General features: G+C 51.5%; 23 protein-coding genes. 12 read left to right on the forward strand and 11 right to left on the reverse strand.

The genetic code is table 11. The annotated features are described in order from the left end of the window. Nucleotides 1–34 precede the first annotated feature (34 nt). The 5 genes from KNP85_RS08000 (at nt 35) to KNP85_RS08020 (ending at nt 4890) form a co-directional block, all read left to right on the forward strand. Entirely contained in the window at nt 35–883 is an 849-nt protein-coding gene (locus KNP85_RS08000; RefSeq protein ID WP_029595448.1) for a transporter substrate-binding domain-containing protein, read from the forward strand. 6 nt (nt 884–889) lie between these two features. After that, nucleotides 890–1585 (forward strand): amino acid ABC transporter permease, encoded by a 696-nt coding sequence (locus KNP85_RS08005; protein WP_214802584.1) that lies wholly within the window; start codon nt 890–892, stop codon nt 1583–1585. A gap of 392 nt (nt 1586–1977) precedes the next feature. Further along, entirely contained in the window at nt 1978–2886 is a 909-nt protein-coding gene (locus tag KNP85_RS08010; protein WP_029595449.1) for an AAA family ATPase, read from the forward strand. Nucleotide 2887: 1 nt separating this feature from the next. After that, complete coding sequence (locus KNP85_RS08015; RefSeq protein ID WP_131472675.1) at nt 2888–3916, forward strand: DUF58 domain-containing protein; 1029 nt, start codon at nt 2888–2890, stop codon at nt 3914–3916. Beyond that, a complete protein-coding gene (locus KNP85_RS08020) occupies nt 3913–4890 on the forward strand; it encodes a hypothetical protein (protein ID WP_131472677.1) in 978 nt (325 codons plus the stop codon). Before KNP85_RS08015 ends, KNP85_RS08020 begins: the two co-directional genes overlap by 4 nt. Nucleotides 4891–4940: 50 nt before the next feature. On the opposite strand, the gene cls is transcribed toward KNP85_RS08020, so the two are convergent. Both cls and KNP85_RS08030 read right to left on the reverse strand, forming a co-directional pair. After that, nucleotides 4941–6407 (reverse strand): cardiolipin synthase, encoded by a 1467-nt coding sequence (gene cls, locus KNP85_RS08025; RefSeq protein ID WP_131472679.1) that lies wholly within the window; start codon nt 6405–6407, stop codon nt 4941–4943. 121 nt (nt 6408–6528) lie between these two features. After that, a complete protein-coding gene (locus KNP85_RS08030) occupies nt 6529–7311 on the reverse strand; it encodes a LysM peptidoglycan-binding and 3D domain-containing protein (RefSeq protein WP_021067451.1) in 783 nt (260 codons plus the stop codon). A gap of 208 nt (nt 7312–7519) precedes the next feature. Between KNP85_RS08030 and KNP85_RS08035 the strand changes: the two genes are divergently transcribed. Further along, nucleotides 7520–7780: a DUF1294 domain-containing protein gene (locus tag KNP85_RS08035; RefSeq protein WP_251135329.1), complete on the forward strand. Its 261-nt coding sequence runs from the start codon at nt 7520–7522 to the stop codon at nt 7778–7780. A gap of 140 nt (nt 7781–7920) precedes the next feature. Beyond that, entirely contained in the window at nt 7921–8718 is a 798-nt protein-coding gene (locus KNP85_RS08040; protein ID WP_214716257.1) for an AraC family transcriptional regulator, read from the forward strand. Nucleotides 8719–8751: 33 nt separating this feature from the next. Here KNP85_RS08040 and KNP85_RS08045 read toward each other — a convergent pair whose 3' ends face one another. After that, on the reverse strand, nt 8752–9510 hold the full coding sequence (locus KNP85_RS08045) for a glucose 1-dehydrogenase (RefSeq protein WP_214716255.1): 759 nt from the start codon (nt 9508–9510) through the stop codon (nt 8752–8754). Nucleotides 9511–9704: 194 nt separating this feature from the next. On the opposite strand from KNP85_RS08045, the gene KNP85_RS08050 reads away from it, so the two are divergent. Further along, complete coding sequence (locus KNP85_RS08050) at nt 9705–10565, forward strand: alpha/beta fold hydrolase (protein ID WP_214716253.1); 861 nt, start codon at nt 9705–9707, stop codon at nt 10563–10565. Continuing rightward, the gene (locus tag KNP85_RS08055; RefSeq protein ID WP_131486670.1) at nt 10562–11101 is read left to right on the forward strand and encodes a hypothetical protein; all 540 of its coding nucleotides are present in this window, start codon (nt 10562–10564) and stop codon (nt 11099–11101) included. Before KNP85_RS08050 ends, KNP85_RS08055 begins: the two co-directional genes overlap by 4 nt. A gap of 33 nt (nt 11102–11134) precedes the next feature. On the opposite strand, the gene KNP85_RS08060 is transcribed toward KNP85_RS08055, so the two are convergent. Then, entirely contained in the window at nt 11135–11398 is a 264-nt protein-coding gene (locus KNP85_RS08060) for an excalibur calcium-binding domain-containing protein (RefSeq protein ID WP_029595456.1), read from the reverse strand. 111 nt (nt 11399–11509) lie between these two features. Here KNP85_RS08060 and KNP85_RS08065 point away from each other — a divergent pair, with 111 nt between their 5' ends. Both KNP85_RS08065 and KNP85_RS08070 read left to right on the forward strand, forming a co-directional pair. Continuing rightward, the gene (locus KNP85_RS08065; RefSeq protein ID WP_131472689.1) at nt 11510–11725 is read left to right on the forward strand and encodes a hypothetical protein; all 216 of its coding nucleotides are present in this window, start codon (nt 11510–11512) and stop codon (nt 11723–11725) included. Nucleotides 11726–11814: 89 nt separating this feature from the next. Continuing rightward, on the forward strand, nt 11815–12681 hold the full coding sequence (locus KNP85_RS08070; RefSeq protein WP_214756608.1) for an AraC family transcriptional regulator: 867 nt from the start codon (nt 11815–11817) through the stop codon (nt 12679–12681). Nucleotides 12682–12731: 50 nt separating this feature from the next. Here KNP85_RS08070 and bglA read toward each other — a convergent pair whose 3' ends face one another. Together bglA and KNP85_RS08080 are read right to left on the reverse strand one after the other, a co-directional pair. Next, nucleotides 12732–14186, reverse strand: a complete 1455-nt coding sequence (bglA, locus tag KNP85_RS08075) for a 6-phospho-beta-glucosidase (RefSeq protein WP_214756609.1) — start codon at nt 14184–14186, stop codon at nt 12732–12734. 12 nt (nt 14187–14198) lie between these two features. Further along, nucleotides 14199–16088, reverse strand: coding sequence for a beta-glucoside-specific PTS transporter subunit IIABC (locus KNP85_RS08080; protein WP_131472695.1), 1890 nt, complete (start codon nt 16086–16088; stop codon nt 14199–14201). A gap of 162 nt (nt 16089–16250) precedes the next feature. Here KNP85_RS08080 and KNP85_RS08085 point away from each other — a divergent pair, with 162 nt between their 5' ends. After that, the gene (locus KNP85_RS08085) at nt 16251–16961 is read left to right on the forward strand and encodes a GntR family transcriptional regulator (protein WP_034777602.1); all 711 of its coding nucleotides are present in this window, start codon (nt 16251–16253) and stop codon (nt 16959–16961) included. A 92-nt stretch (nt 16962–17053) separates the two neighbouring features. On the opposite strand, the gene KNP85_RS08090 is transcribed toward KNP85_RS08085, so the two are convergent. The 5 genes from KNP85_RS08090 to KNP85_RS08110 all read right to left on the reverse strand — a co-directional run bounded on the left by KNP85_RS08090 (nt 17054) and on the right by KNP85_RS08110 (nt 22155). Continuing rightward, nucleotides 17054–17755 carry a hypothetical protein gene (locus KNP85_RS08090; RefSeq protein ID WP_214756610.1) on the reverse strand — a complete coding sequence of 234 codons (702 nt, stop codon included), beginning with the start codon at nt 17753–17755 and terminating at the stop codon, nt 17054–17056. 14 nt (nt 17756–17769) lie between these two features. Continuing rightward, nucleotides 17770–18831, reverse strand: a complete 1062-nt coding sequence (locus KNP85_RS08095; protein WP_251130852.1) for a DUF58 domain-containing protein — start codon at nt 18829–18831, stop codon at nt 17770–17772. Between the two features lie 2 nt (nt 18832–18833). Beyond that, nucleotides 18834–19757, reverse strand: a complete 924-nt coding sequence (locus tag KNP85_RS08100; RefSeq protein WP_214756612.1) for an AAA family ATPase — start codon at nt 19755–19757, stop codon at nt 18834–18836. Next, nucleotides 19754–20524 carry a hypothetical protein gene (locus tag KNP85_RS08105; RefSeq protein WP_251130853.1) on the reverse strand — a complete coding sequence of 257 codons (771 nt, stop codon included), beginning with the start codon at nt 20522–20524 and terminating at the stop codon, nt 19754–19756. The genes KNP85_RS08100 and KNP85_RS08105 overlap by 4 nt, the downstream gene beginning before the upstream one ends. Nucleotides 20525–21183: 659 nt before the next feature. After that, nucleotides 21184–22155, reverse strand: coding sequence for a DUF2268 domain-containing putative Zn-dependent protease (locus tag KNP85_RS08110; protein WP_214756613.1), 972 nt, complete (start codon nt 22153–22155; stop codon nt 21184–21186). Nucleotides 22156–22344 lie beyond the last annotated feature (189 nt).

Below are 22344 nucleotides of genomic sequence, written 5' to 3' on the forward strand. Positions count from 1 at the left end.
TTTTAGACAGATGATAACTTAAGGAGGAACTTGAATGAAACGTATGACAAAAGGTTTGGCAGCATCGCTATTACTGGCTGTCCCGCTCGCGGCGTGTGGTGATTCTAGCACCGATCAGGCCGAAACTTCGCGCTGGGACGAAATCAAAGAAGACGGTACACTCACGGTCGGTACAGCGGGGACACTCTACCCGGCCTCATTCCGTGAAGAAGATAGCGATACATTGACTGGGTTTGACGTCGAGCTCATGAAAGAGGTCGGGAAACGTCTTGACCTTGAGGTTCAATTCAAAGAGATGGCGTTCGACAACATGTTGACGAGCGTCCAAAACGGACAAGTCGACGTCGCAGCGAACGATATCTCGGTCACAGAGGACCGGAAAGAGAAGTTCGCCTTCTCAACACCGTACAAGTACACGTACGGGACGGCCATCGTTCGCAAGAGCGATTTGTCTGGCATCGAGTCAATCGAGGACTTGAAAGGCAAAAAGGCCGCTGGTGAAGCGACAACCGTCTTCATGGACGTGGCACGTCAATACGGGGCGGAGGAAGTCATCTATGACAACGCGACGAACGACCAGTACCTTCGTGACGTCTCGACAGGACGGACCGACGTCATCTTGAACGACTACTATCTTCAGACACTCGCCCTCGCTTTCTTCCCGGACTTCGATATCACGATCCACCCGGATATCGCCTATAACCCACAGGAAGTCGCGTTCTTGATGGACAAAGAGAATGCAGAGCTCCAAGAGAACATCGACCGCGTCCTTGGCGAGATGCTTGAAGACGGAACGGTGAAAGAGTTGTCAGAAACGTTCTATAACGGAGCCGATGTCTCGGTCGAACCGGACGTCGACGCGACGATCGTCGAATTGGACTAAGCCATCATGTTCGAAGGTGTGAAATGGGAAGCAATCTTTGACGTCGACCTGGCTGTGCGCTCGTTCCCTTATCTGCTAGGCGGCTTGCCGAACACGCTTTGGATCTCATTCGTCAGCATGTTCTTCGGCTTGTTGCTCGGTCTCGTGCTCGCCCTTGGGAAACTGTCACCGTCGCGGTTGTTACGGTTCCCGTCGACGTTCTATATCTCGTTCATGCGGGGTGTACCGATTTTGATTATCCTGTTCATCTTATATTCAGGGTTTCCATTCATCGGCATCGAGTTCGCAGCGCTGACGGCGGCAATCATCGGGTTCAGTCTGAACTCGGCGGCCTATATCGCGGAGATTGTCCGGGCTGCGATCCGTGCCGTCGATCCAGGACAAGTCGAGGCGGCCCGCTCGCTCGGGATGAACAAGTGGTTGACGCTCAAAGGGATCATCTTGCCGCAGGCGACGCGAATCGCGCTCCCCCCGCTTTCGAACGTGTTCCTCGATTTGATTAAAGCGAGTTCGCTCGCCGCCATGATCACCGTCCCTGAAATTTTCAACAAGGCGAAGATCGTCGGGGGCCGGGAGTTCGACTATATGACCGTCTATCTGGTCGTCGCCCTCATCTACTGGGGCATCTGTACGTTCATGTCGTTCTTCCAAGATTGGCTCGAACGGCATTTTGAACGCTATTTGGATACACCGAAGCGATGACTGACTTGCCTCCTACAGGCAGGTCAGTTTTTTTGTCGGGCGGTTATTGCAAAAGTGACATGATATAGTCAACTTATTCTATATTTCGCTTCAAAGGAGAGACATCACCTATGTTCTCAAAGCTATTATTCGTCTCATCCGTCCTCATCACACTTACGTATATTTTATTTGATGGACCAGCATGGGTCAGTGCCTTAAACCCATACACGAGTATGATTGTCCTTATTACTTAGTTTTTAAGTTCCCGAGCCAGAAAAGAGCGAAGACGGCTTCTTCGAATTGACCACACGTGACGTACATATTTTGAAGCACTGGTCTTTAGCGTTCCATCTCGGACCGCGAGTGTGCTATGATTTTCTTAATTATCAGAAAATAGACGGGGGAATTTTATTATGGTGCAACAATGGACGACACATTTAAACGATCAAGTGATCGGGCAGTCGAAGGCGATTAAGCTGTCGACGATCGCGCTCCTCTCCGGGGGCCACGTGCTGCTCGAGGACCGGCCTGGTACCGGCAAGACGACGCTTGCACGAAGCCTGGCCACATCGGTCTCGGCCGCGTTCCAACGCGTGCAATGTACACCGGACACGCTACCGAGTGACATTTTAGGGATGGAGCTGTTCAATCCGACGACGGGAACGTTCGAACGCCGGACTGGACCGATTTTCACGTCAATCTTGCTCGTCGATGAGATTAACCGGACGACACCTCGGACACAGTCGGCACTGCTGGAGGCGATGCAGGAGCGACAAGTGACGCTCGGTGAGGTGTCGCTTCGTCTACCGGACCCGTTCTTCGTCATCGCGACGCAAAATCCGTTCGATGGGCAAGGGACGTTCCCGTTGCCGCAGGCTCAACTCGACCGCTTCTTGTTCAAACTGTCGCTCGCTCCGTTGTCTCGGGAGTCGGAACGCCGGTTGCTACGGAACGAGCATTTGAGTGCGGCCCCGTTCACGTTGCAACAGACCGAACTTGCCGAGATGCAGCAAGCCGTCCGTGATGTCTTGTTTCACGAGGCGATGGAGGACTATCTCCTCGATTTCGTCGAGGCGCTCCGTCATCACCGGGATATCGAGGTCGGACCGAGCCCACGGGCGACGCTCGCCTACACGATGGCGGCTCGGGCGCATGCCTATATGGACGGACGGGATTACGTATCACCGGAAGACATCCGCGCGCTCGCCTTGCCGATTCTCGGACACCGCATCGTCTTGACGGTCGAGGCGTCGCTCAAGACGAAGCCGTCTAAATTGATCAAGTCCGTTTTGGAGACCATCCCGGTCCCGTCAGAGGTGTGATATGCAACTCGTCAGCCCTCGCTACCTCGAGTCCGGGTATATGTGGCTCTTGTTCGTCGTCGGGGTGTTCACCGCCCTATACGGCAACGTCTTCCTCGCGAGTGTAATTATCGGTTTCAGCTTGTATGCGCTCATCATGCCGGAGTTGTTGTTCCGGCTCGCTGAATACGTACATGTCGAAGTGACCGACGAGCTGAAGCTGTTCCCGAACGATGAAGAGACGTATACAATCAAATTGGTTTCAACGGCGCCTGTCCCGCTCGGTGTCGTCCGTCTGTCAGGATATCTCCATCCTACCGTCGAGTCGGAGGAACACGCCTTCTGGCGCCAAGAGAACTATGTCGGACGCGAGGCGGTCGTCGCCTATACGCTCCCGCTCAAGGCGATTCGACGCGGACCAATCCGCATGGAGGCGATCGGTATGGAGATTCGTGACCCGCTCCGTATGTTCTCGCTCTATAAGGAAGACCCGCTCGACCGCATCGGCTATGTCTTCCCTGAATTCCTGCCTTATCCGATTCCGAAGCGCCCTCCGACGTTACCTGGGGAGGAGATGGTCCGTCATAGCGCCTACCGTGACCCGGAGACGTTCCAGTCAGTGGCGCCGTATCACGGCCAGCCGATGCGGCAACTGTATTGGTCGGCCTATGCGAAGACCGGCGAGCTACTTGCCCGGACCGAGCAACCCGTCCAAGCGAACGAATATGTCGTCGTGCTCGACTTGCTGACGAAAGACGGACGCGCCCTCACCCATCAGATGGAGCGGTTGATTTCGCAGGCGGCGGCGCTATGCCGCGACTTCGAGAAAGAGAACGCGAGCTATGGGCTGATTGTGCCGACATTGACGAAGGAAGGGATCACCTATGACCTCGCCCCGGGGAGCGGTGAGACGCATTTCCGCAAGGTCATGACGACGCTCGCTTGTCTATCGGAGCGTGACTTCCCGCTCGCCCGGTCGCTGTTCGAACGGAAAGTCGCCAAATATGGCGGCAGCCAATCGATTCTACGGCTCGGAGGTGACGGCCGATGAAACTACTTTGGTGGGTATTTGCCGCTTTCTATGTCGGTCACGCGTTTCCACTCGTATTTCTCTTGACGCTCCGCTTGCCGCGCAACTGGCAACTCGGTGTCCAGACGGCACTCAGCATCGCCGCCCTTTGGTTTTCTTATGAGATGAGCGTGACGTTGCTCTTGTTCACGTACGTCCATGCCTTTATCCGGACGCTCGACTGGACGGACCGTTACGCGATCGCCAGCGTGCTCTTCCTGATCGTCGATTGGTTGTCTCCGCCGGCGTCGCAGCCGCTCGCGATGATCGTCTTCCCGTTCTTGTTCTTGTTTTGGCAGCGGAGCCTATATTACCGCCGTGACTATAAACGGATGCTGTCGACGCTCGTCGTCGCCCTCGCCGTCGGTCTCGGACTGGCTGTGATCATCCGGACAATCAAAGAGTTATTGTTCGGTAACCTCGTCGCCTGGATTCGCCCCATCTTCGTGTGGATCGGGGGTTGGTTCGATGGGTTCAACTTGGATCCGACCGACCGCGTCAACCGGATTCTCGTGCCGGACAATCCGAACATTGATGCCGAGACGATTTCGAATGAGACGTTGCTCGAATCGGCGACGAATCAATCGCTGTTCTTGATTTTGGCTTTTCTCGTCCTTCTGGTCGGGTTGGTCGCCTTGTTCATCTATTTGCAACGCCGTAAAGAGATTCAAGAGGCTGTGACGGTACCGAAACAGCGCCATCAAGCAGCGGATGCCGGGCGTCGCGTCACACGGGCCCCACGGCACGTCCGCTTGCTCGATGCCGGGCGCCGGCTCGAACAGGCCCATCCTCGCCATCGTGAGGAGACGGTCATGGAATGGTTCGACCGCATCGGATTCAGCGAAGGGAACCGCTTCGCCGTCTGGCTCGAGGCCGCCGAGTACGGGGAGAAAGAAGCCCCGGTACCCATCGTCGAGGCGTTCGAACGACATGTCACCCAGACGCTCAAAAAATAAGAGACCAGTCAGTTCGCCGGGCACTGCCGGACGGTCTTGACTGGTCTTTTTTAAAGGATTGGGCTGAGCAAGCGTGACACGCTCTCTTTGAAACGGATCCATTTCGTTCGTGTCTCATAACGCTCAATCGTTAACCTGTCGGCACATGCGAGGTCTCGATTGAATGCATCGATGACAGACTGGGCAACGACCTCGTCATAAACGAGCGCTGAGATCTCGAAATTGAGACGGAAACTGCGCGCGTCGATGTTCGTCGTGCCGATCGAGGCGACCTCGCCATCGATGACGAGCGTCTTCGCATGGAGGAACCCACCTTCATACGTATATACTTCGGCACCGTAGCGGACGAGCTCGGCCGCATTCGTATACGTCGCCCAATAGACAAACATGTGATCCGGCTTGTTCGGAATCATCAGGCGGATCTTCGTCCCAGACATGAGCGCGTTGCGGCAGGCGTCAAGGAAGCTAGCGTCAGGGATGAAATATGGGGTTTGGATGTAAATCGTCTCTTTCGCCTCGGTGATCATCTTGACGAGCATGTTTTTCAAATGCTCGGTCGACGAGTTCGGGCCAGATGTGACGATTTGTACCGGTGACCGAGACGTCTCGAGTAGAGAAGTCGGCCAACGGAAGTCCTCTTTCTCGGCCCGGTGTTTCGTCGGTACGGCACGGTTCCAATCGAGGAGGAAACGCTCGAGCAATTCACGAACCGCCTCCCCTCTCATCCGCAGATGCACATCGCGCCAATAGCCGAACTGACGATTCGTCCCGAGGTATTCATTCCCGACGTTGAAACCGCCGATATAGCCGATCTCCCCATCGATGATACATAGCTTTCGGTGATTCCGGTTGTTGACGCGGAAGTTGATACCGAGGCGTGACGGGAAGAACGACTTCACCTCGCCGCCGTGCGCGAGGAGTTGTTTGAAATGGGAGCGTCGCAATCCCCGTGAGCCGACGGCGTCATAGAGCAGACGTACTTTGACGCCTTCTTTTGCCCGGCGCGTGAGTGCCTCGATGAGCGCTTGGCCGAGCGAGTCATTTTGAATGATATAGTACTGGATGTTGATTTCCTGCGTCGCTATCTCGATGTCATGGAATAACGCTTCGAACTTCTGCTCGCCGTCATGGATGACCTGAATCGTATTATGATACGTCACGAGTGCATTCGTGGAGGATAAGTTCAAGCGGGCGAGCCTTCGATATTTTGACAAGAGCGGGTCATGGGCGAAAAGCCCTTCATGCGCATCAAGCTCGGTCAATTGGTCGTCGACGTGTTTGGCGTACTCGTGACGACGCTCCTCGTCGACCTGATAAAAGTTGTTCGATTTGATTAACCGTCCGAAGAAGATGTAGATGAAGAAACCGAGCAGTGGGATGAAAAACAGCACGAGCAACCAAGCCCATGTCGAACCGATGTCACGCCGCTCGAAGAAGATGATGGTGACGGCGAACGTCACGTTCAGGACAATCAGTACGATACCAAGAATACTGATGATGATTTCAGTTGGGACCATCTCGACGCCCCCTTTATCATCTAGTTTACCCGATGATGGGCAAAACGAAATGCTCGTTTGCAGACACAGTCATAGACACACAAAAAAACACCGCGCCTGCGGTGTTTTTGGAGTAAATCGATTAGTTTAAGACTTTGATTGTGATTGATTTACGACCGAAGTTGAGCGCTTGCTCTTGTGTCGGCATCAAGATATCGATTTTGTTACCTTTGATGGCGCCACCAGTATCTCCAGCGATTGCTTCGCCGTAGCCTTCAACCCATACTTTAGAGCCGAGTGGGATGACTGAAGGGTCAACCGCGATGACTTTTTGGTTCGGGTTCGAGCGGACGTCGATTCCTGTTGCCGTGATTCCTGAGCATCCTGCACAGTATGGCGTGTAAGCCGTTGCTTCCACAGTCATCGTCTTACCTGAAGCCGGAGCTTGGGTTTGCGTTGTAGACGTAGACTGTTTCGTCACTGGTGCAGATGTTGATGCTTTTGGTTTAGCGGCTGGTGCACTATTTGCAACCGATGCTGCGTTGGCACCTTTTACAGAGAATTGTTGACCAGGGAAAATAAGATCTGATTTAAGACCGTTCCATGTCATCAATTGGTTGACAGATACGCCGTTGTTTGTCGCGATGCGATACAACGTGTCGCCTGCTTTAACTGTATACGTTTTTGAAGCGCTTGAAGCTTTAGCTTCTGACTTCGCAAGCTTCAATACTTGGTTTGGATAAATCATATTAGAGTTTAAGCCGTTCGCTTGTTTGATATCATTTACAGATACGTTGTTGTTCACGGCGATACGGTAAAGTGTATCCCCAGACTGAACTGTGTGTGTTGATGCTGCCGAAGCTGGAGCAGCGACTCCTAAACTAAGGCCAGCGAGTGCCGTTAGTGTCAATAGTGGTTTTTTCATAAGAATATTCCTCCCTTTTCTAACGCCCCCTTACTGTAACACCTGTATATTTCACTGCCGTTACAGCCTGATATGAGAGTGATATCAGTTCAGTTACAGAAGCTTTCAGCGAGATGAGAGGAATCTGATTTTTTACAATCCAAATACAAATGGCTTTGTTGAGCCATTTTCGTCTATACTAAGGAGAAGAGAAAGGAGGTTTTAGTCTTTGGAACTATTACTGCTATATTACATTGTGACTAATTTACTAGCGTTTATGTCATTTTTCCTCGATAAACGCCGTGCGAAATCAGGGGAATGGCGAATTTCAGAACGAACGTTACTCATTCTTGTTTGGATTGGAGGAGCATTTGGGGCTTATATTGCGATGCGCCTCTTCCGGCATAAGACGTTGAAGCCGATGTTTCGGATCGGTGTCCCGATTGCCATCTTGGTGCACGCCGGTATCACGGGCTGGTTCATCTTCTGACGCCATTATATAGAAGGAACTTGTTAGCACTGTCCAACGGAGATGGAGTCGAAATGTCTGGATTGACGCTTGATAACGAGAAAACGAAGTCTCCACCCGGTGCAAAACCGAAATAAATATTTGATTGTTGAGGTGAAGAGATGAAAGTTGAAGCAGACATGATTGATGTCCAGTCGTGGACCGAACGGACGATGGAGATCGGGTTCACGACCAATGAGCAGTTTCAAATCTGGCTGGTCACCCAAGGTCAAGTCGAGGTCCGGATCAACGGTACCCGTTTAAGGCTTCGGGCCGGGATGGCATTGATGCTCGACCGCGGACAGGTCACAAAAGTCGAACGGACAGATGACTCGTTTCAAATGACGATGCTTCATGTCGACCCGTTCGACTTGATGGCACCGCCGCTCGCGGAGCAATATGTCACACCGTTCATCGAGACGATTGGCCATCACATGCTGCATCCGGCTGAACCGGGTGACAAGGCCATCCTCGAGACGCTTCATAAAGTAATCAGGAGTTTAAAGAAAGACTCGGCTTTCGCGTTGCTCGATGCGACACTGCAGCTTGTCGTCGTCTGGCGCTATTGGATTCAACGGCCGCCCGTGACGAGGCGGCATGGACAGGAGCGCATGCAACGCATGATTTCCTATATACACGACCATGACACGATGAAGCTGTCGCTCGAAGACATCGCTGCTGCCGGTGGACTGAGCCGGGCCGAGTGTTGCCGTTACTTTTCAAAATGGGGGGACACATCGCCGCTCGCCTACGTCCAAGACGTCCGGATGCAGCGGGCCGCACGTCTGTTATGTGAGACGGACAGTCCAGTCGCTGAAGTAGCGAACCGGCTTGGCTTTACGAGCGTGAGCCATTTCGTGCAGACGTTTAAGAAAGTACATAACCGAACGCCGCTCGCGTTTCGCAAGCAGAAGACATAACAAAAGCCGACACGCGCGTGTCGGCTTTTCTCGTTAACGGGCGGTCCAACCGCCGTCTGCTTTCAAGACGTCGCCATTGACGAAACTCGAATCGTCGGAGGCGAGGAACAACGCGACCTTGGCGATCTGCTCCGGTTCACCCATCGGTGCCTCCCCTGCCCCTTGGATGGCCCGCATCCCGAGCTCGCTCGGCGCGGTGATGGTGGCGCCGATATTCGTATTGACCCCGCCCGGTGCGATGGCGTTGGCCCGAATCTTGTTGAACGTACCGTACGTGGCGGCAATGTTTTTCGTCAGGCCGATAAGTGCGTGCTTCGAGGCGACGTACGAGGCGCCGCCCCGTGTCCCGAACAGGCCACCGACCGAGGCGTTATTGATGATGACGCCGCCCGTTTCTTGCTTGTCCATGATGTTGATCGCGGCCCGGGCCAGTTTCATCGGTCCGGTCAAATTGACGGCGATGACGCGGTCCCACACCTCGTCGGTCACTTCGCCGACGGTCAAAAAGTTGTCCATGATGCCGGCATTGTTGACCAAGATGTCGAGCGAACCGAACGTGCTCGTCGCCGTCTCGACCATCTTGTCGATATCTTCCTGCTTTGTGACATTCCCGGCGACGCCGACGGCTTCCCCACCGCTCGCTTTAATCTCTGACGCGACTGCTTCGACCGTATCCCCGTTCATGTCGACGGCGACGACGCGTGCCCCTTCCTCGGCAAACAGTTTGGCGATGGCCCGTCCCATGCCTGACCCTGCCCCGGTGACAATTGCCGTTCTACCCGATAATTTCACACCGCATTCCTCCTTGTTGAGACAACTCAAGAACGACAGAAAAAACGACAAGTGCAATTTACTCACGTGTCATTAGTCTTTACCCGGATTTGGAGGAAAACGTATCTCTGTTTGGAAGAATCTGCTTCTGTTAAAGTTGTCAGTCACGTACAATGAAAAGATACAGATATTGGAATTTGAGAGGCGGGGTTCGATTGAGTCGTTATCATGCGGAAGTGATTGGAAGCGGGACACCTGTTTTATTTTTACCGGCTGGAGGATTCACTGGTGAAGAAGGCCGTTCGCTCGCCGAGGCGTTGCGCAACGACTTCGAAGTTCATTTGTTAGATTTGCCAGGGTTCGGGAGAAGTGAAGGAATCGAGCAGATCGTGTCGTCCGAACAATTGGCGGATTGGGTCAACGACTATGTCGTCACACATCGACTCGGACCTGTACACGTGATGGCGCATTCGCTAGGAGGTACGGTCGGTCTCGCTTTCGCCGCTCACTATCCCGAGCAAGTGGAGCGGCTCGTCTTGCTCGACCAAGGCCATAAGACGTTCCCGCGCGTTCCGTTGAGAGAATATGGGGTGTTGGGCCTTGCCGTCCCGCTCCTGAGCGGACTTTATCGTCTGTTCGGACCTCGACTCGTCCGGAAAATCGAGACAAAAATCATTTCAGACAACGTGTCAGCTCCGATGCCAGAGGAACAGGTTAAGGCTTTCTGCGCACAGACAGGTCTCACTGAACGAGACGAGATTCGACGTGCGTTGAACGACCCGGCTAAGCTCGGACGAGGCGGATTGAATCTGTTGTTCACCTTCTATCACCTTGACGTGCCGCAGCTCATCCGTTCACTTCAAGTCCCGACGTTGCTTATTTACGGCGATTTTGTCGGACTGGACGACAAAGAAGCCCGATTGACGAAGTCAGCCATGATGGACCTGCAACGGCATGAGCTGCCGATCACTTACATACGAATGACAGGCGGCCACTTCGTCCATTGGAACCCTGCGTTCCCGATTGAACAGGTACGACAGTTTTTACAAGTTGAGAAAGTGAGCAGTCTGTCATGAACCGTCAGCAAAAGATTGTCCTCATTCTTGTGTGCTTATTGTTGGTATCAGCCGGAGTGGCCTGGGCATTTGATTCGACGAAGCAGCCACAATTGCCCGAAGGAGCGGAACCGATTCTCACCTACCCTGTTGATGACCGTAATATGAGTCTTCGCTTTTTCATGAACAGTTACACCGTCGAGGAATGGAGTGAAGAGCCGGTTGCGCAAAGCATAGGTCTTGAACTTACTGTCGACAATCAGGTTCGGTCGATTACATCTGAATCGCTGTCCGAAGCAGGCATCACGTGGGCCACTTTCGGCCAATCGTGCGGGGATACGTCAGCATGTTCCCCGTACGATATCCTTTACGGGATGAACCACGGCGAGACGACAAGAGTCGTCGTCGAGTTGAACGGGGAACGGTTCGAACCGGAACTGTTGAAGACGAAGGCCGGGAATGATGTCTGGTTCGTGCTCGTCGACCAAATCGAGTCGATTGAGTCGATCACCGGTTACGATGCTGCGGGAGACGTATCCTACCGCTTCAACAACTAAAAAAGAGACGGAGGACGGCTGTCCTCTCATCTCTTAGCGTTCACAGGCGATGCCGTCCTTATCACGGTCTTTTGATTTGTTCGCTTCGTATAACGAACTGTTGGCGTAAGGCTTGTACTTCGTCTTCCCACCTTTGTTTTTCGTCGTCTTCGTTTTGGCGACACCGCCCTTGTACGTCTTATTCAGTTCGGTGCAGTTCTTAAATTTTTTCGGTGCAGCGTCCGCGGTTTCTGACGGCGCGATGCTCAGCGTGAACAACGCGATGCCGGCGATGGTCGCACGAAGTAGCTTCTTCATAGTTGTTTCCTCCTTGGTAACAAACGATATGCGTATTAATTCTTGTTTATTATAAGGGCAGTTATGATAAATATCCTGATTTTAAAAAAAGTTAAAGGAAGGTAACCATCTATGGACTTACTTATTCTAATGCAGGACCGGGCCCTCCCGTTACTGTTGCTCGCACTGTTTCTCATGCTGAACGTGGTGTTCGTCATCGGGATTTGGAAACGACGACGTCACTTCTCCAAAGCATTTCTCGTGTTCGCGAGCTCGATTGCGTTTCTACTCATGACGTCATCGGTCATCCTCATCATGTTCACGATGTTCATCGGCTACAACCAGTGATGCCTTCTATCCGATGATATACGTATCAAAATCATCGAGTGCCCCTACGATGTTCGAAGTATGATGAATGCAGAAAGGAGGGAATGCTGATGCTTGAATCACTGAACCGATTGATGGACCACATCGATCAACATCTAACAGAAGACATCACGAGTGAGGATATCACCCGCATCGTCGGGGTGTCCGACTATCATTTTCGACGCATGTTTTCCTATATGGCCGGGATGACGCTCAATGAATACATCCGAAATCGTCGGCTGTCAGAAGCAAATAAGGACTTGATTCATGGGAAATCGGTCACGGACGTGGCCTATACGTATGGCTACCAATCCGTCGACGGGTTCTCTCGATCGTTTCGAGACTGGTGTGGCTTTTTACCGTCTGAAGTGATCAAGAACAAGATTCAAAAGTCATTCCCGAAATTCACTTTCTACATCGACATCAAAGGAGGAATTTCAATGGAATTCAAATTAGAACATAAACCTTCATTCAACGTCGTCGGCGTGTCCAAACGCGTCCCGATTCAGTTCGAAGGCGTGAATCATGACATCGTCGAGTTGGCGCAGTCAATCACGGAGCAACAGCGAAGCGAGATGCATCAATTGGCGGACCTTTATCCAAATCAAGTGCTCAACGTGTCGTACGACTTCGATGAAGGCTATTTGGACGAAATGGGTTCACTCACGCACATGATCGGCTTCGCGACGACGCAAGATAATCCGTATGAGGATCTTGAACAGATTACGATCGAGTCGAACCTGTGGGCCGTCTTCCCGAATACCGGCCCGTTCCCGGAGACGCTCCAGGAGACGATGGCCAAGACGTATGCCGAATGGCTGCCGACGTCGGGATACGAACTGGCCGACTTGCCAAGCATCTCGTTCACGAAGCATGACGGACCGTCGGACAACGTCTATAGCGAAGTCTGGGTGGCGGTCAAACCGAAAACGACGTAAGCACAGAAAAATACCCCTTGAAGACAATTGTCTTCAGGGGGTATTGTCGTTTACTTCGAAGGCTCGTACGCGAGCGCTTCCCCGTTCGTTTCAATCACATGCTTATACCAATCGAACGAGTCTTTCTTCATCCGCTCCATCGAGCCGTTGCCTTCATTGTCACGGTCGACATAAATCATACCGTACCGTTTCTTCATCTCGCCCGTCGTGAACGAGACGATGTCGATGATGCCCCATGGCGTGTACCCAATCAAGTCGACGCCATCATAGACGACCGCTTGTTTCAACTGCTCGATATGCGCCTTCAAGTAGTCGATGCGGGCCGCATCATGAATTTTCCCGTCGACGATCTCATCGACAGCACCGAATCCATTCTCAACGATGAAGAGCGGGATTTGATAGCGGTCGTACAATCGGTTGAGCACATAACGGAGACCGACGGGGTCGATCGACCAGCCCCAGTCGCTCGACTTGATGTACGGGTTCTCGACGCCGTTCGGCAGACCACCGTTGACGATGTCGCCGCTATTATCGGCGACGACGTCACTCTTCACGGTCGTCGACATATAGTAACTGAAACCGAGGTAATCAACGGTCCCATTCTTCAAAATCTCTTCGTCCCCATCGAGGAACGGGATTGAATAGCCTTCACGTTCAAATTCGTTCAAGGCGTAGCTCGGATAGACTCCGCGCACTTGCACGTCCGGGAAGAAGTAACGCTGACGCATCATCTCTTCGGCGAGCATGACATCGTCCGGGTTTGACGAGAACGGATAAATCGGAACGTGTGATACCATCGCCCCAATCTCGAAGTCTGGGTTGATGGCTTTCCCTTTCGAAACAGCGAGGGCGCTCGCGATCAACTCATGGTGCCCCGTCTGATACATCACTTCACGGGCGTTCTCCCCGTCTTCGACGATGACGCCTGAGTTCGTCCATAAGAATAGCGGGTTGTTGACGTCCATCTTGTTGTTGATCTCGTTGAACGTCATCCAATATTTGACCTTGTCTTTATAGCGGTCGAAACACACCTCGGCGAAGCGGACGAAATGGTCGACGACGGCACGGTTGCGGAACCCGCCGTACTCACGTGCGAGATGAAGCGGCATCTCGAAGTGAGATAGTGTGATGATCGGCTCGATGTCGTGCTTTAACAGCTCGTCGAACAAGTCGTCATAAAATTGGAGTCCTGCCTCGTTCGGTTCCGCATCGTCCCCGTTCGGGAAGATCCGGCTCCAACCGATCGACGTGCGGAGACACTTCAAGCCCATCTCGGCAAAGAGCGCGACGTCCTCTTTATAACGGTGATAGAAGTCGATCGCCTCATGGTTCGGATAAAATTCGTCCGGCTCGACCTTGTCCGTGATGCGACGCGCGACGCCGTGAGCGCCGGCCGTCAACACGTCGACGACGCTCGGCCCTTTGCCGTCGGCGTCCCAGCCGCCTTCAAATTGATGCGCGGCGAGGGCGCCGCCCCATAGAAAGTCTTTTGGTAATGTCTTCATCGTAGTTCCTCCTTATTGATTAACAATCGTGAGCATTGGTGTCGTCGTGTCTGTCTGATTACTTGCTTGGACGAGTACGTCAGCGTATGTCGCGCTGTTCGTCACGATGACAGGCGTGATACTTGAAATATTATGTGCAGCGATCATGTCACGGTCGAACGTCGTCAACACATCGCCCGCTTTAAAGCTATCCCCGTCTTTGACGTGTACGGTGAACGGTTTCCCATCGAGCGTCACCGTATCGAGACCGACGTGGATCAACAACTCGATTCCCGTGTTCGAACGGAGACCGATCGCATGTTTCGTCGGTGCGACCATGACGACCGTCCCGTCAAACGGTGCAATGACCTTATTCCCGTCTGGATCGACGGCATAACCTTTCCCCATCGCCCCGGAGGCGAATACATCGTCCGGAACATCGCTCAAGGCGATGACTTTTCCTGAGAGCGGTGAAGCAATCGTCTCTTCCTGGACGAGCGTCGCACTCGCTTCTGCCGTCGCAGGTGTTTCCGTCACTTCTGTCACTTGTTTGGCCGTGTCTTCTCCGAAACCGAAGATTTGAATCAAGACGACCGGAAGGATAATGGCGATCGCTGTCCCGATCAACAGTCCCCAAATCGAGGTCGGCACGTCTTCACTGATTCCGTTCACAAGGGTGAGCGGACCCGGGAGACCGGCGTAAGCGAAATAATACGGGTTGAAGAAACTGGCCACGATGGCTCCGACGGCCCCCGAGATACATCCAAAGATGAACGGTTTCTTGAAGCGGAGTGTCACCCCGTAGATGGCAGGCTCCGTGATTCCGAATAGTCCAGTAATCCCAGCCGAGACACCGACTTTTTTGATTTCTTGGCTCTTCGCTTTCAAGATGACACCGAGAACGGCGCCGACTTGGGCGATGACGGCAATCGTCTGATATGCCTGGAATGAGTCACGGCCATACAAGTCGAAGTTTGCGAGCACCATCGGCGTCACGCCCCAATGGACCCCGAAGATGACGATGACTTGCCAGAGACCACCGATAATTGCGCCAGCGAGCATCGGGGCGTTCTCCGCTAAGAAGTTGTAGCCGTTGGCAATCCCGACCGCACCCATCGTCGTGATTGGTCCGATGACGAGAATCGTGAGCGGCACCATGAGCACCAAACTGAAGAACGGTACGAACAAAGGACGAATGACCTCGTTCATGTGTCGGTTCAAGAACCGCTCGACGTAGGATAAGATCCAGACGAGGAAGAGCGGTGGTAATACCGATGACGTATACGTCGTACCTGACAAGGCGAGACCAAGGAAACTGATCGTCTCCCCTGACGTGATGCGAGCCGCCATCTCGGCCCATGTCGGACTGACCAACGCCGCACTGGCTGCGACGGAGATGAACGTGTTCGTCTTAAAGTGTTTCGATGCCGTGATGGCGATGAAAATCGGTAAGAACGTGAACGGTGCCCATGAGATGAAGCTGAACACTTCGTACGTCCCCGTCTCGGCGAAACCGTCGAACAACAATGTCGTGATGATGAGTACCCCTTGCAAAATCCCGGCTGCGGCCAAGATATAGATGAACGGTGCGAATACGGCGGACATCGTAGCGATGATGCGGTTCAGGACGGTCCCCTTGTTTCCGTCTTCGACCTCAGTCCCTTCGATTTGCACCAGTTTCGTGAACTCATCGAACACTTCCCCGACATGCTGCCCGATGACGACCTGGAACTGGCCACCCGTTTCGACGACCGTGATGACCCCCGGCATCGCCATGACTTGTTCTTTCGCCTGCGGATTCGACCGCTTCAAGACGAGACGGAGTCGCGTCGCACAGCGCGCCGCATTGATGACGTTGTCTTCCCCTCCGACGGCCTCTAAAATATCCCGAGCCAACTTTGAATAATCCCGAACTTTACTCAACTGAAAACCCTCCTTTGATGTAACGCTTACATTTTGTACACTCTTACTATAATTGTACCGGTACAATTAATCAATAGCGATACAATAAATAGTTTGTGAACGTTTCGTAGACATATGTGTGGTATAATGAAGGCAACATTTTCAAGTAGATGAGGGATGAGCGTGCTTAAATATCAACAAGTGGCAGCAGAGATTGAACAGTACATCAATCAACATGATTTGAAGCAAGGAGATAAACTTCCCGTCCTCGAGCAGTTGATGAGCCAATATGCCGTTAGCAAGAGCACGATCACGAAAGCACTCGAGTTGTTGGAGCGGAAAGGGGTCATCTTTCAATTGCGGGGGAGCGGCATCTTCGTCCGGCGCCACAACCGTCCGGGCTATATGAGTCTGTTCTCGACGCAAGGGTTTAAGAGCAACCTCGGTGACCGAGTGTTGACGTCGGACGTGCTCGACGTCTCGGTCACGAAACCGGACGCGACGGTCGCACAGAACCTTGGGATTGACGTGACAGATGACGTCTATCGCGTCGAACGGGTCCGCTTCGTCGACGGCGAGGTGTTCTGTTACGAGGAGTCGTACTATGTGAAGGCGATCGTCCCGTATTTGAACCGAGAGATCGTCGCCGACTCGATCTTCGATTACGTACAGGGCGCACTCGGCGTCACGATCGGCTTTTCGGACATGTATATGCAGGTCGGTCGACTGACTGAGACGGAAGCCGGCTATCTAGGTTTACAGACGGAGGACCCGACGCTCCGCATTGAGACGATTTTCCATCTTTCGAACGGGAAGCCGTTCGATTATTCACGCATCACGTATCATTACGAACACTCACAGTTCGTCGTCCAGGCGAACGGACCATACATGTGAAAACACCGCTCTACGCGATTTGCGTGGAGCGGTGTTTTTGTATGGCTCAGACGAGCGGTTTTCGCTTTAAATCAATCACTGACGTTTACATTTCACTTTCTCCATCGCCTTCGGTAAAAAAGATAAGCGAGCGGGAGCACCGCCAACAACGCGAGTCCGAGCATCCGATATGATGTTGGTTCTGTTGTCTGAACGTCACCTGAACCACCAGTAAGCGCATCCCCTGGTTGCGCTTCGGTGTTGGATTGTGTCTCGACCAAGCGTTTCTGATACATCTCGAGCGTGATCCTGTCTCCTTCGATGAACCGTTTCGCATCGGTCGTCAAGGCGGTCAACTTCTTTCCATCATAGTCAAACCAGGCATTCTCTCGCGAGGAATGGACCAATGTACCGGACACATCAGCTAAGGCAATGGCCAACTCGTCACCATACCCGAACGTGGAGAAGGCGAAGAGGCCCGGTTCCTGCTCGTACGTGCCGATGACATTTCTCGGCTCTCCATCTTGTAGGACGGCTGATACGTACTCCTTGCTCGAGACAAACGTACACATTTCGTCCGACGAATAACAGGATTGCGCGGCAATCATCACTTCATGGAGCGAACCGAACGAGATGGCGCGACTTTCCGTCAAATGATAGTTACTCGGGTCGTCACCTTCGATATGGTCGAGGACGATTGACTCGAAATGTTTTTCAGCAAAACGCTCCGCGGATCGTTCAGTCGGCGCGGCAGCTGCTGACGTAGCAACGAGCGTAAAGGCCCCAGCTAGGGCGAATGTTGTGAGGTGGCGCAACATGTTTTCTCCTTTCAACTGATAGACATCTGTTTGAGCAGTGACGCGTCAATCCGAATCACTTCCGCATGCGGATGATTCTGTCGCTCGATGATTTGATTGAACCGTTTCGAAGCGACGAATCGATCGGATTCATGGACCCACGCCAGACGTACGAGGGCGAGGCGCAATTGCTTGCGACCGTCACTCATTCGCAGGTGGTCGATATGATTCTCAGCATCGAGCCGATTGATGAACAGCTCGACTTTACAATCTTCCTTCACTAAATAGGATACCAGATAAGCGGCCTGTTGAATCAACTCTTCATAGCGCGCATGAAGGCCATTCCCTAGCGGACCGCTCAAGTCGAGCACGAGCGTGAATGTATCGAGGTTTTGGCGTTGATACACTTTCGCCTGAAGTTTTCCTGTCTTGGCTGTCGCGATCCAGTCAATCTGTTTGACCGGCTCTTGCTCATACCGTTTTGTGCTTTGAATCATCAACGGGTCGTTGAGCGGTGAATGTTTGACGAGTCGGTCCCCCATCCGTACCAGGCGTGAGTCAAATCTGTTCTGTCTCGTGATGGATGGGAGTATGATCCAGGATGGAAGCGTATGATCTGTGACGAAGATGGTGCCAAGCCAAAATGGGAGTCTGAACTGAAGTGTACATTCATTGACTTGGACGGGCCCGCGCTGTTTCGCATGAATTGGAAGCGAATAGGTCGATTCCTCACGAAGTTGAATGACATGTACGCGCTGATCTTTGTCAAACGTCAAGCCGTGTCCCGTGACCAGGCGGACCGATGTCGGGATTCCGAGTTCTTGGAGACGTTCTACACCTGTCACCTCCATTCTTAGCGAGACACGATCATTTACGAACAACAACTGCTCTTTCTGGTGGAACGATAAACGTGTCCCTTCGACAATTTTCTGCGTCAGCCATTTCCGAATCAGCATCAATCCTAGTATTGCGCCAGACAGATAAGCGAGCGGCCACACATATGGGAACCATATGAACAGAAGTAGGATTCCGGTATAGGCCGGCCATAGCTTGTCGTCTAAAAGTGACGGTGTGCTCACTTCGACTTGTCGCATCTTCACACCTTCTCGACCGGTACATCGACTCGCTCCAAAATATCAGCGAGAACTTCCCGTTTCGTCGATTTCACGTCCCCTTCGAGCGTGAGCGTCAAGCGGTGTGCCAGAACATGCGTCGCGACGGCTTGGACATCTTCCGGGGTCACGAATTGACGGTCTTCGATATAAGCGTAAGCTTGAGACGCCTTGACGAGGGCGAGCGTCGCGCGAGGACTGGCTCCGACTTCGACGAGCGGATGAAGTCGTGTCTCTTGGATGAGGGCGAGCAGATAGGTGACGACGTCGTCATGGATACGGACCTCCTCAACTGCTCGCTGCGCTGCTAAAAACGTTTCGGACGACATGAGGGCATGAACGATGTGGCGTGTCTTAGAAACAGTCTGAAGAATCAACTGTCGCTCCTCCCCTGCTTCAGGATATCCGACTTGAAGGGACATCAAGAAACGGTCGAGTTGAGCGTCGGGCAAGGCGAACGTCCCTGCCGATTCGATCGGGTTTTGCGTCGCGATGACGAAGAACGGTTCTGGCAGTTGATACGTGACTCCGCCGATCGAGACTTGCCGCTCTTCCATCGCCTCGAGCAAGGCGGATTGTGTCCGGGGGACGGCTCGGTTCACTTCATCAATCAATAAGATGTTGGTAAAGATCGGTCCTGTCCGATTTTCGAACGTCTGTGTCTGCATGTTGAAGAAGTCAGAACCAATGATATCGGTCGGAAGCAAATCGGCCGTGAATTGGATGCGCGTGAAATCAGCTTCAAAACTCTTGGCAATACTTTTGGCAAGTAACGTTTTCCCGGTACCCGGGACGTCCTCTAACAAGATGTGCCCGTTCGCGAGTAGCGCCGTGCAGCAGAGGCGCGTGATTTCAGGTTTTCCGAGATAGATTTGGTCCAATTGTTCTAATACGCGTTTGATGGTCATAAGGGTGGCTCCTTTTCTAAACGAAGTAAATAGTCATCAAGCTGTTGTTTGAACGCTTCTTCACGTTGTGGCGTGATCTCGACTTTGTCATAACGGGTCTCTAAATAGCTCCGAAGCGAGGCGTCGAGTTGAATGCGGCTCGCCCAGGCGGATAACGTCTCGAACGTCCGTCTTCGTTGTTGTGGCGGTAGCGCTTGTTCGAATTGAATCAAATGTTGCCGCAACGGGGAATCTGGTAGCGGATGAGCGGAGCGTTTTGCCTCTTCGAACGTTTCGTCTGTCTCTTGCTTTGAGTGGATCCTCTCGTCTATCGGAACGGCTTCCCTCCCCTTTTTGTGGAAGGGTCTACGCCACATCCATACACCAATCAAGAGAAGGATTGCGCTGAAGATGTAAGGTAACAGGGAAAGGCGATCGGATTCACTTGTGGATGGTTTGCCGTATGACGGAGACGAGTCATTCTCATCTTCCCTTGGTGTGCCGCCTTCATCATCTGATGGCCCAACAACCGCCCCTGCTTCAGAAATACCGGGCCCGGAATCTACGTCACTACCATCTCCACACCAAAAATCCGTATCGACGACCTCAATGATTCCAAACAACTTTCGCTTGTCATGACAGTCCGTGACCCAACTCGTGATGGGGCTTCCAGAGATGTCCAACCCTTTGAAGTAGGTATAAGCAAGTTGACCTGAAAATGAAATAAGTGCGACAACCAGTAAAGAAATCAAGACTGCTGATACAAACAGAACTTTGGCTTTTCTCATGTAACGACCCGTATGTGAATATGTAGATTCGACTGCATCCCGTTCAACGGCTCCTTTCATTCATCGATTCCATTTAATCCTTTTTTTGGAAAAAGTGTTTGGGAGGATTATAGCATATCGGAAATGCAAGTCAAACAAGGTTTTACGTCAGGTAATATTCATTGCAGGAAAAACATATTGCCCAAAGACGTCACGTTGCACTTTCATGAGACCAGACTCGATATCCATTCCGTTAGTCGTGTAATGAAAAGAGACACTCACGGAGCTTGGGATTTGATTGAAAACATAGGCGAAGACAAGAAACGACTATTTCTCTATTTCATGGGTGCGAAGGAAGAGGTCGTTATTCCGCTAAGCAGCCCTATCTTAAAGGAGTCCGAGCAATAAACGCTTCGAGACTTGCCAAAACAGCACCTGAATCCTGAATTGGTAAATATGAACAGTGGAGCTCGGCAGCTCTTAAGTTGATCATGCTTTCACTTCAAGCGCAATTGAATTCGGATTCATAAGAAGCCAATCTCTGCTCCCTTCCTCTCATCCCTCTTCATAAGCACACCTCAGTTATCCTTACTTCAAACAAAAGCCCCAACCAATAAAACGAATTGATTGGGGACCAGGTATCACAACTGCGATGCTCGAAAAGTATGTAACTTGTTTCGTCATTGTTGAAGAATCTCTTGATATTTGTAGCCTTCTAAGATTTCATGATCTTCTTTGAATGTCCAATCTTGAATCGAAAGCTCTGGATTTGATTCTAAGTAATGGTTGAGGATGTCTTTTCCTAAGATATAGTTACTCCAGCGAGGAAGATTCTTTTGCTCATTACCGACAATAAAATCGTTAAATGTTGTTTCATAATTATTAACAAGACTCGCTACATGTTCCTTTGTCTTCTCATCTATTGGTTCATGCCAAGGAGGTGATACGCCTTTGACAATTCGATCTGCAAAAGCATCTGCCTTCCCTTCTAATATGACAGAATTTAAAACCGAACTAATCATAAAGTTTGGTGTGTCCCGAAGAATCAAGTGATGATATTCATGTGCAGTCGCATAAGCAAGAATATTTTTATCGAAGTCTTCATTCAGATAAAAGACAAAAGAGTCTTTATATGCATTTCCACTAACCCCACCCAGTGACTCACCGATAAAGGCAAATTCTGAATTGATTGGTACGAGGAAAATCGTACTTTTCTTTTTAGGAAGTACCTTATGTGAAGCGAGGTAGGTTTTTATAATCGTTTCTTCAATTTCATCATGTTTGCCCATCAATATATCGATTCGATTTAGGAGTTCTTGCTCATAGGATGTCGATTTCATCAAAAAGTTACCTTTCAAATCCGCTGTTCCGAACTTCTCCTTTTCTCCAATCTCCTCTATGTAATCAAGAACGAATTCTCTAAAAAATTTTCTTTTCTGTTCTGGATCATTCGTCTCAAGTGATGCTTCCAAATATTTTTGATATTGTGTGTAAAGTGGCACAATTTTCAATTCACTATCCTGGTTGATTTTCATGGTCTCAGGTTGCATATCAATACGTTCTTTATCAATTTCTATATTTTCTTCATCACCCACACATGCTGATAACAGAATTAAAGGAATACAAAGTAAAATGATAGTCAATTTTTTCAATTGAACGGCCTCCGTCTCTTTTTAAACCATCAAGTTTTTATCATGTTGATGCTTTTTGCTCTCCGTAAGAAGTAGTTTTGTTATATAAATAACTCTTCTCATATATGTTAAATTGTACCATATTTTCTATCGATTCACCTTCTGAATGCTTATATGGTAACTCGAGACTGCCATAATCGTTTTTTTCGT

The sequence above is a fragment of the Exiguobacterium sp. s194 genome (assembly GCF_018618275.1).
In the GTDB taxonomy this organism is placed as follows: Bacteria; Bacillota; Bacilli; order Exiguobacteriales; family Exiguobacteriaceae; genus Exiguobacterium; species Exiguobacterium chiriqhucha.

Excerpts from the sequence above, each read along its gene's own strand:
- KNP85_RS08015 (WP_131472675.1), top strand. The coding sequence starts at position 2,888 with ATGCAACTCGTCAGCCCTCGCTACCTCGAGTCCGGGTATATGTGGCTC.
- KNP85_RS08000 (WP_029595448.1), top strand. The coding sequence starts at position 35 with ATGAAACGTATGACAAAAGGTTTGGCAGCATCGCTATTACTGGCTGTC.
- cls (WP_131472679.1), bottom strand. The coding sequence starts at position 6,407 with ATGGTCCCAACTGAAATCATCATCAGTATTCTTGGTATCGTACTGATT.
- KNP85_RS08065 (WP_131472689.1), top strand. The coding sequence starts at position 11,510 with ATGGACTTACTTATTCTAATGCAGGACCGGGCCCTCCCGTTACTGTTG.
- bglA (WP_214756609.1), bottom strand. The coding sequence starts at position 14,186 with ATGAAGACATTACCAAAAGACTTTCTATGGGGCGGCGCCCTCGCCGCG.
- KNP85_RS08095 (WP_251130852.1), bottom strand. The coding sequence starts at position 18,831 with ATGCGACAAGTCGAAGTGAGCACACCGTCACTTTTAGACGACAAGCTA.
- KNP85_RS08005 (WP_214802584.1), top strand. The coding sequence starts at position 890 with ATGTTCGAAGGTGTGAAATGGGAAGCAATCTTTGACGTCGACCTGGCT.
- KNP85_RS08070 (WP_214756608.1), top strand. The coding sequence starts at position 11,815 with ATGCTTGAATCACTGAACCGATTGATGGACCACATCGATCAACATCTA.
- KNP85_RS08105 (WP_251130853.1), bottom strand. The coding sequence starts at position 20,524 with ATGAGAAAAGCCAAAGTTCTGTTTGTATCAGCAGTCTTGATTTCTTTA.
- KNP85_RS08030 (WP_021067451.1), bottom strand. The coding sequence starts at position 7,311 with ATGAAAAAACCACTATTGACACTAACGGCACTCGCTGGCCTTAGTTTA.
- KNP85_RS08020 (WP_131472677.1), top strand. The coding sequence starts at position 3,913 with ATGAAACTACTTTGGTGGGTATTTGCCGCTTTCTATGTCGGTCACGCG.
- KNP85_RS08060 (WP_029595456.1), bottom strand. The coding sequence starts at position 11,398 with ATGAAGAAGCTACTTCGTGCGACCATCGCCGGCATCGCGTTGTTCACG.
- KNP85_RS08010 (WP_029595449.1), top strand. The coding sequence starts at position 1,978 with ATGGTGCAACAATGGACGACACATTTAAACGATCAAGTGATCGGGCAG.
- KNP85_RS08055 (WP_131486670.1), top strand. The coding sequence starts at position 10,562 with ATGAACCGTCAGCAAAAGATTGTCCTCATTCTTGTGTGCTTATTGTTG.
- KNP85_RS08040 (WP_214716257.1), top strand. The coding sequence starts at position 7,921 with ATGAAAGTTGAAGCAGACATGATTGATGTCCAGTCGTGGACCGAACGG.
- KNP85_RS08100 (WP_214756612.1), bottom strand. The coding sequence starts at position 19,757 with ATGACCATCAAACGCGTATTAGAACAATTGGACCAAATCTATCTCGGA.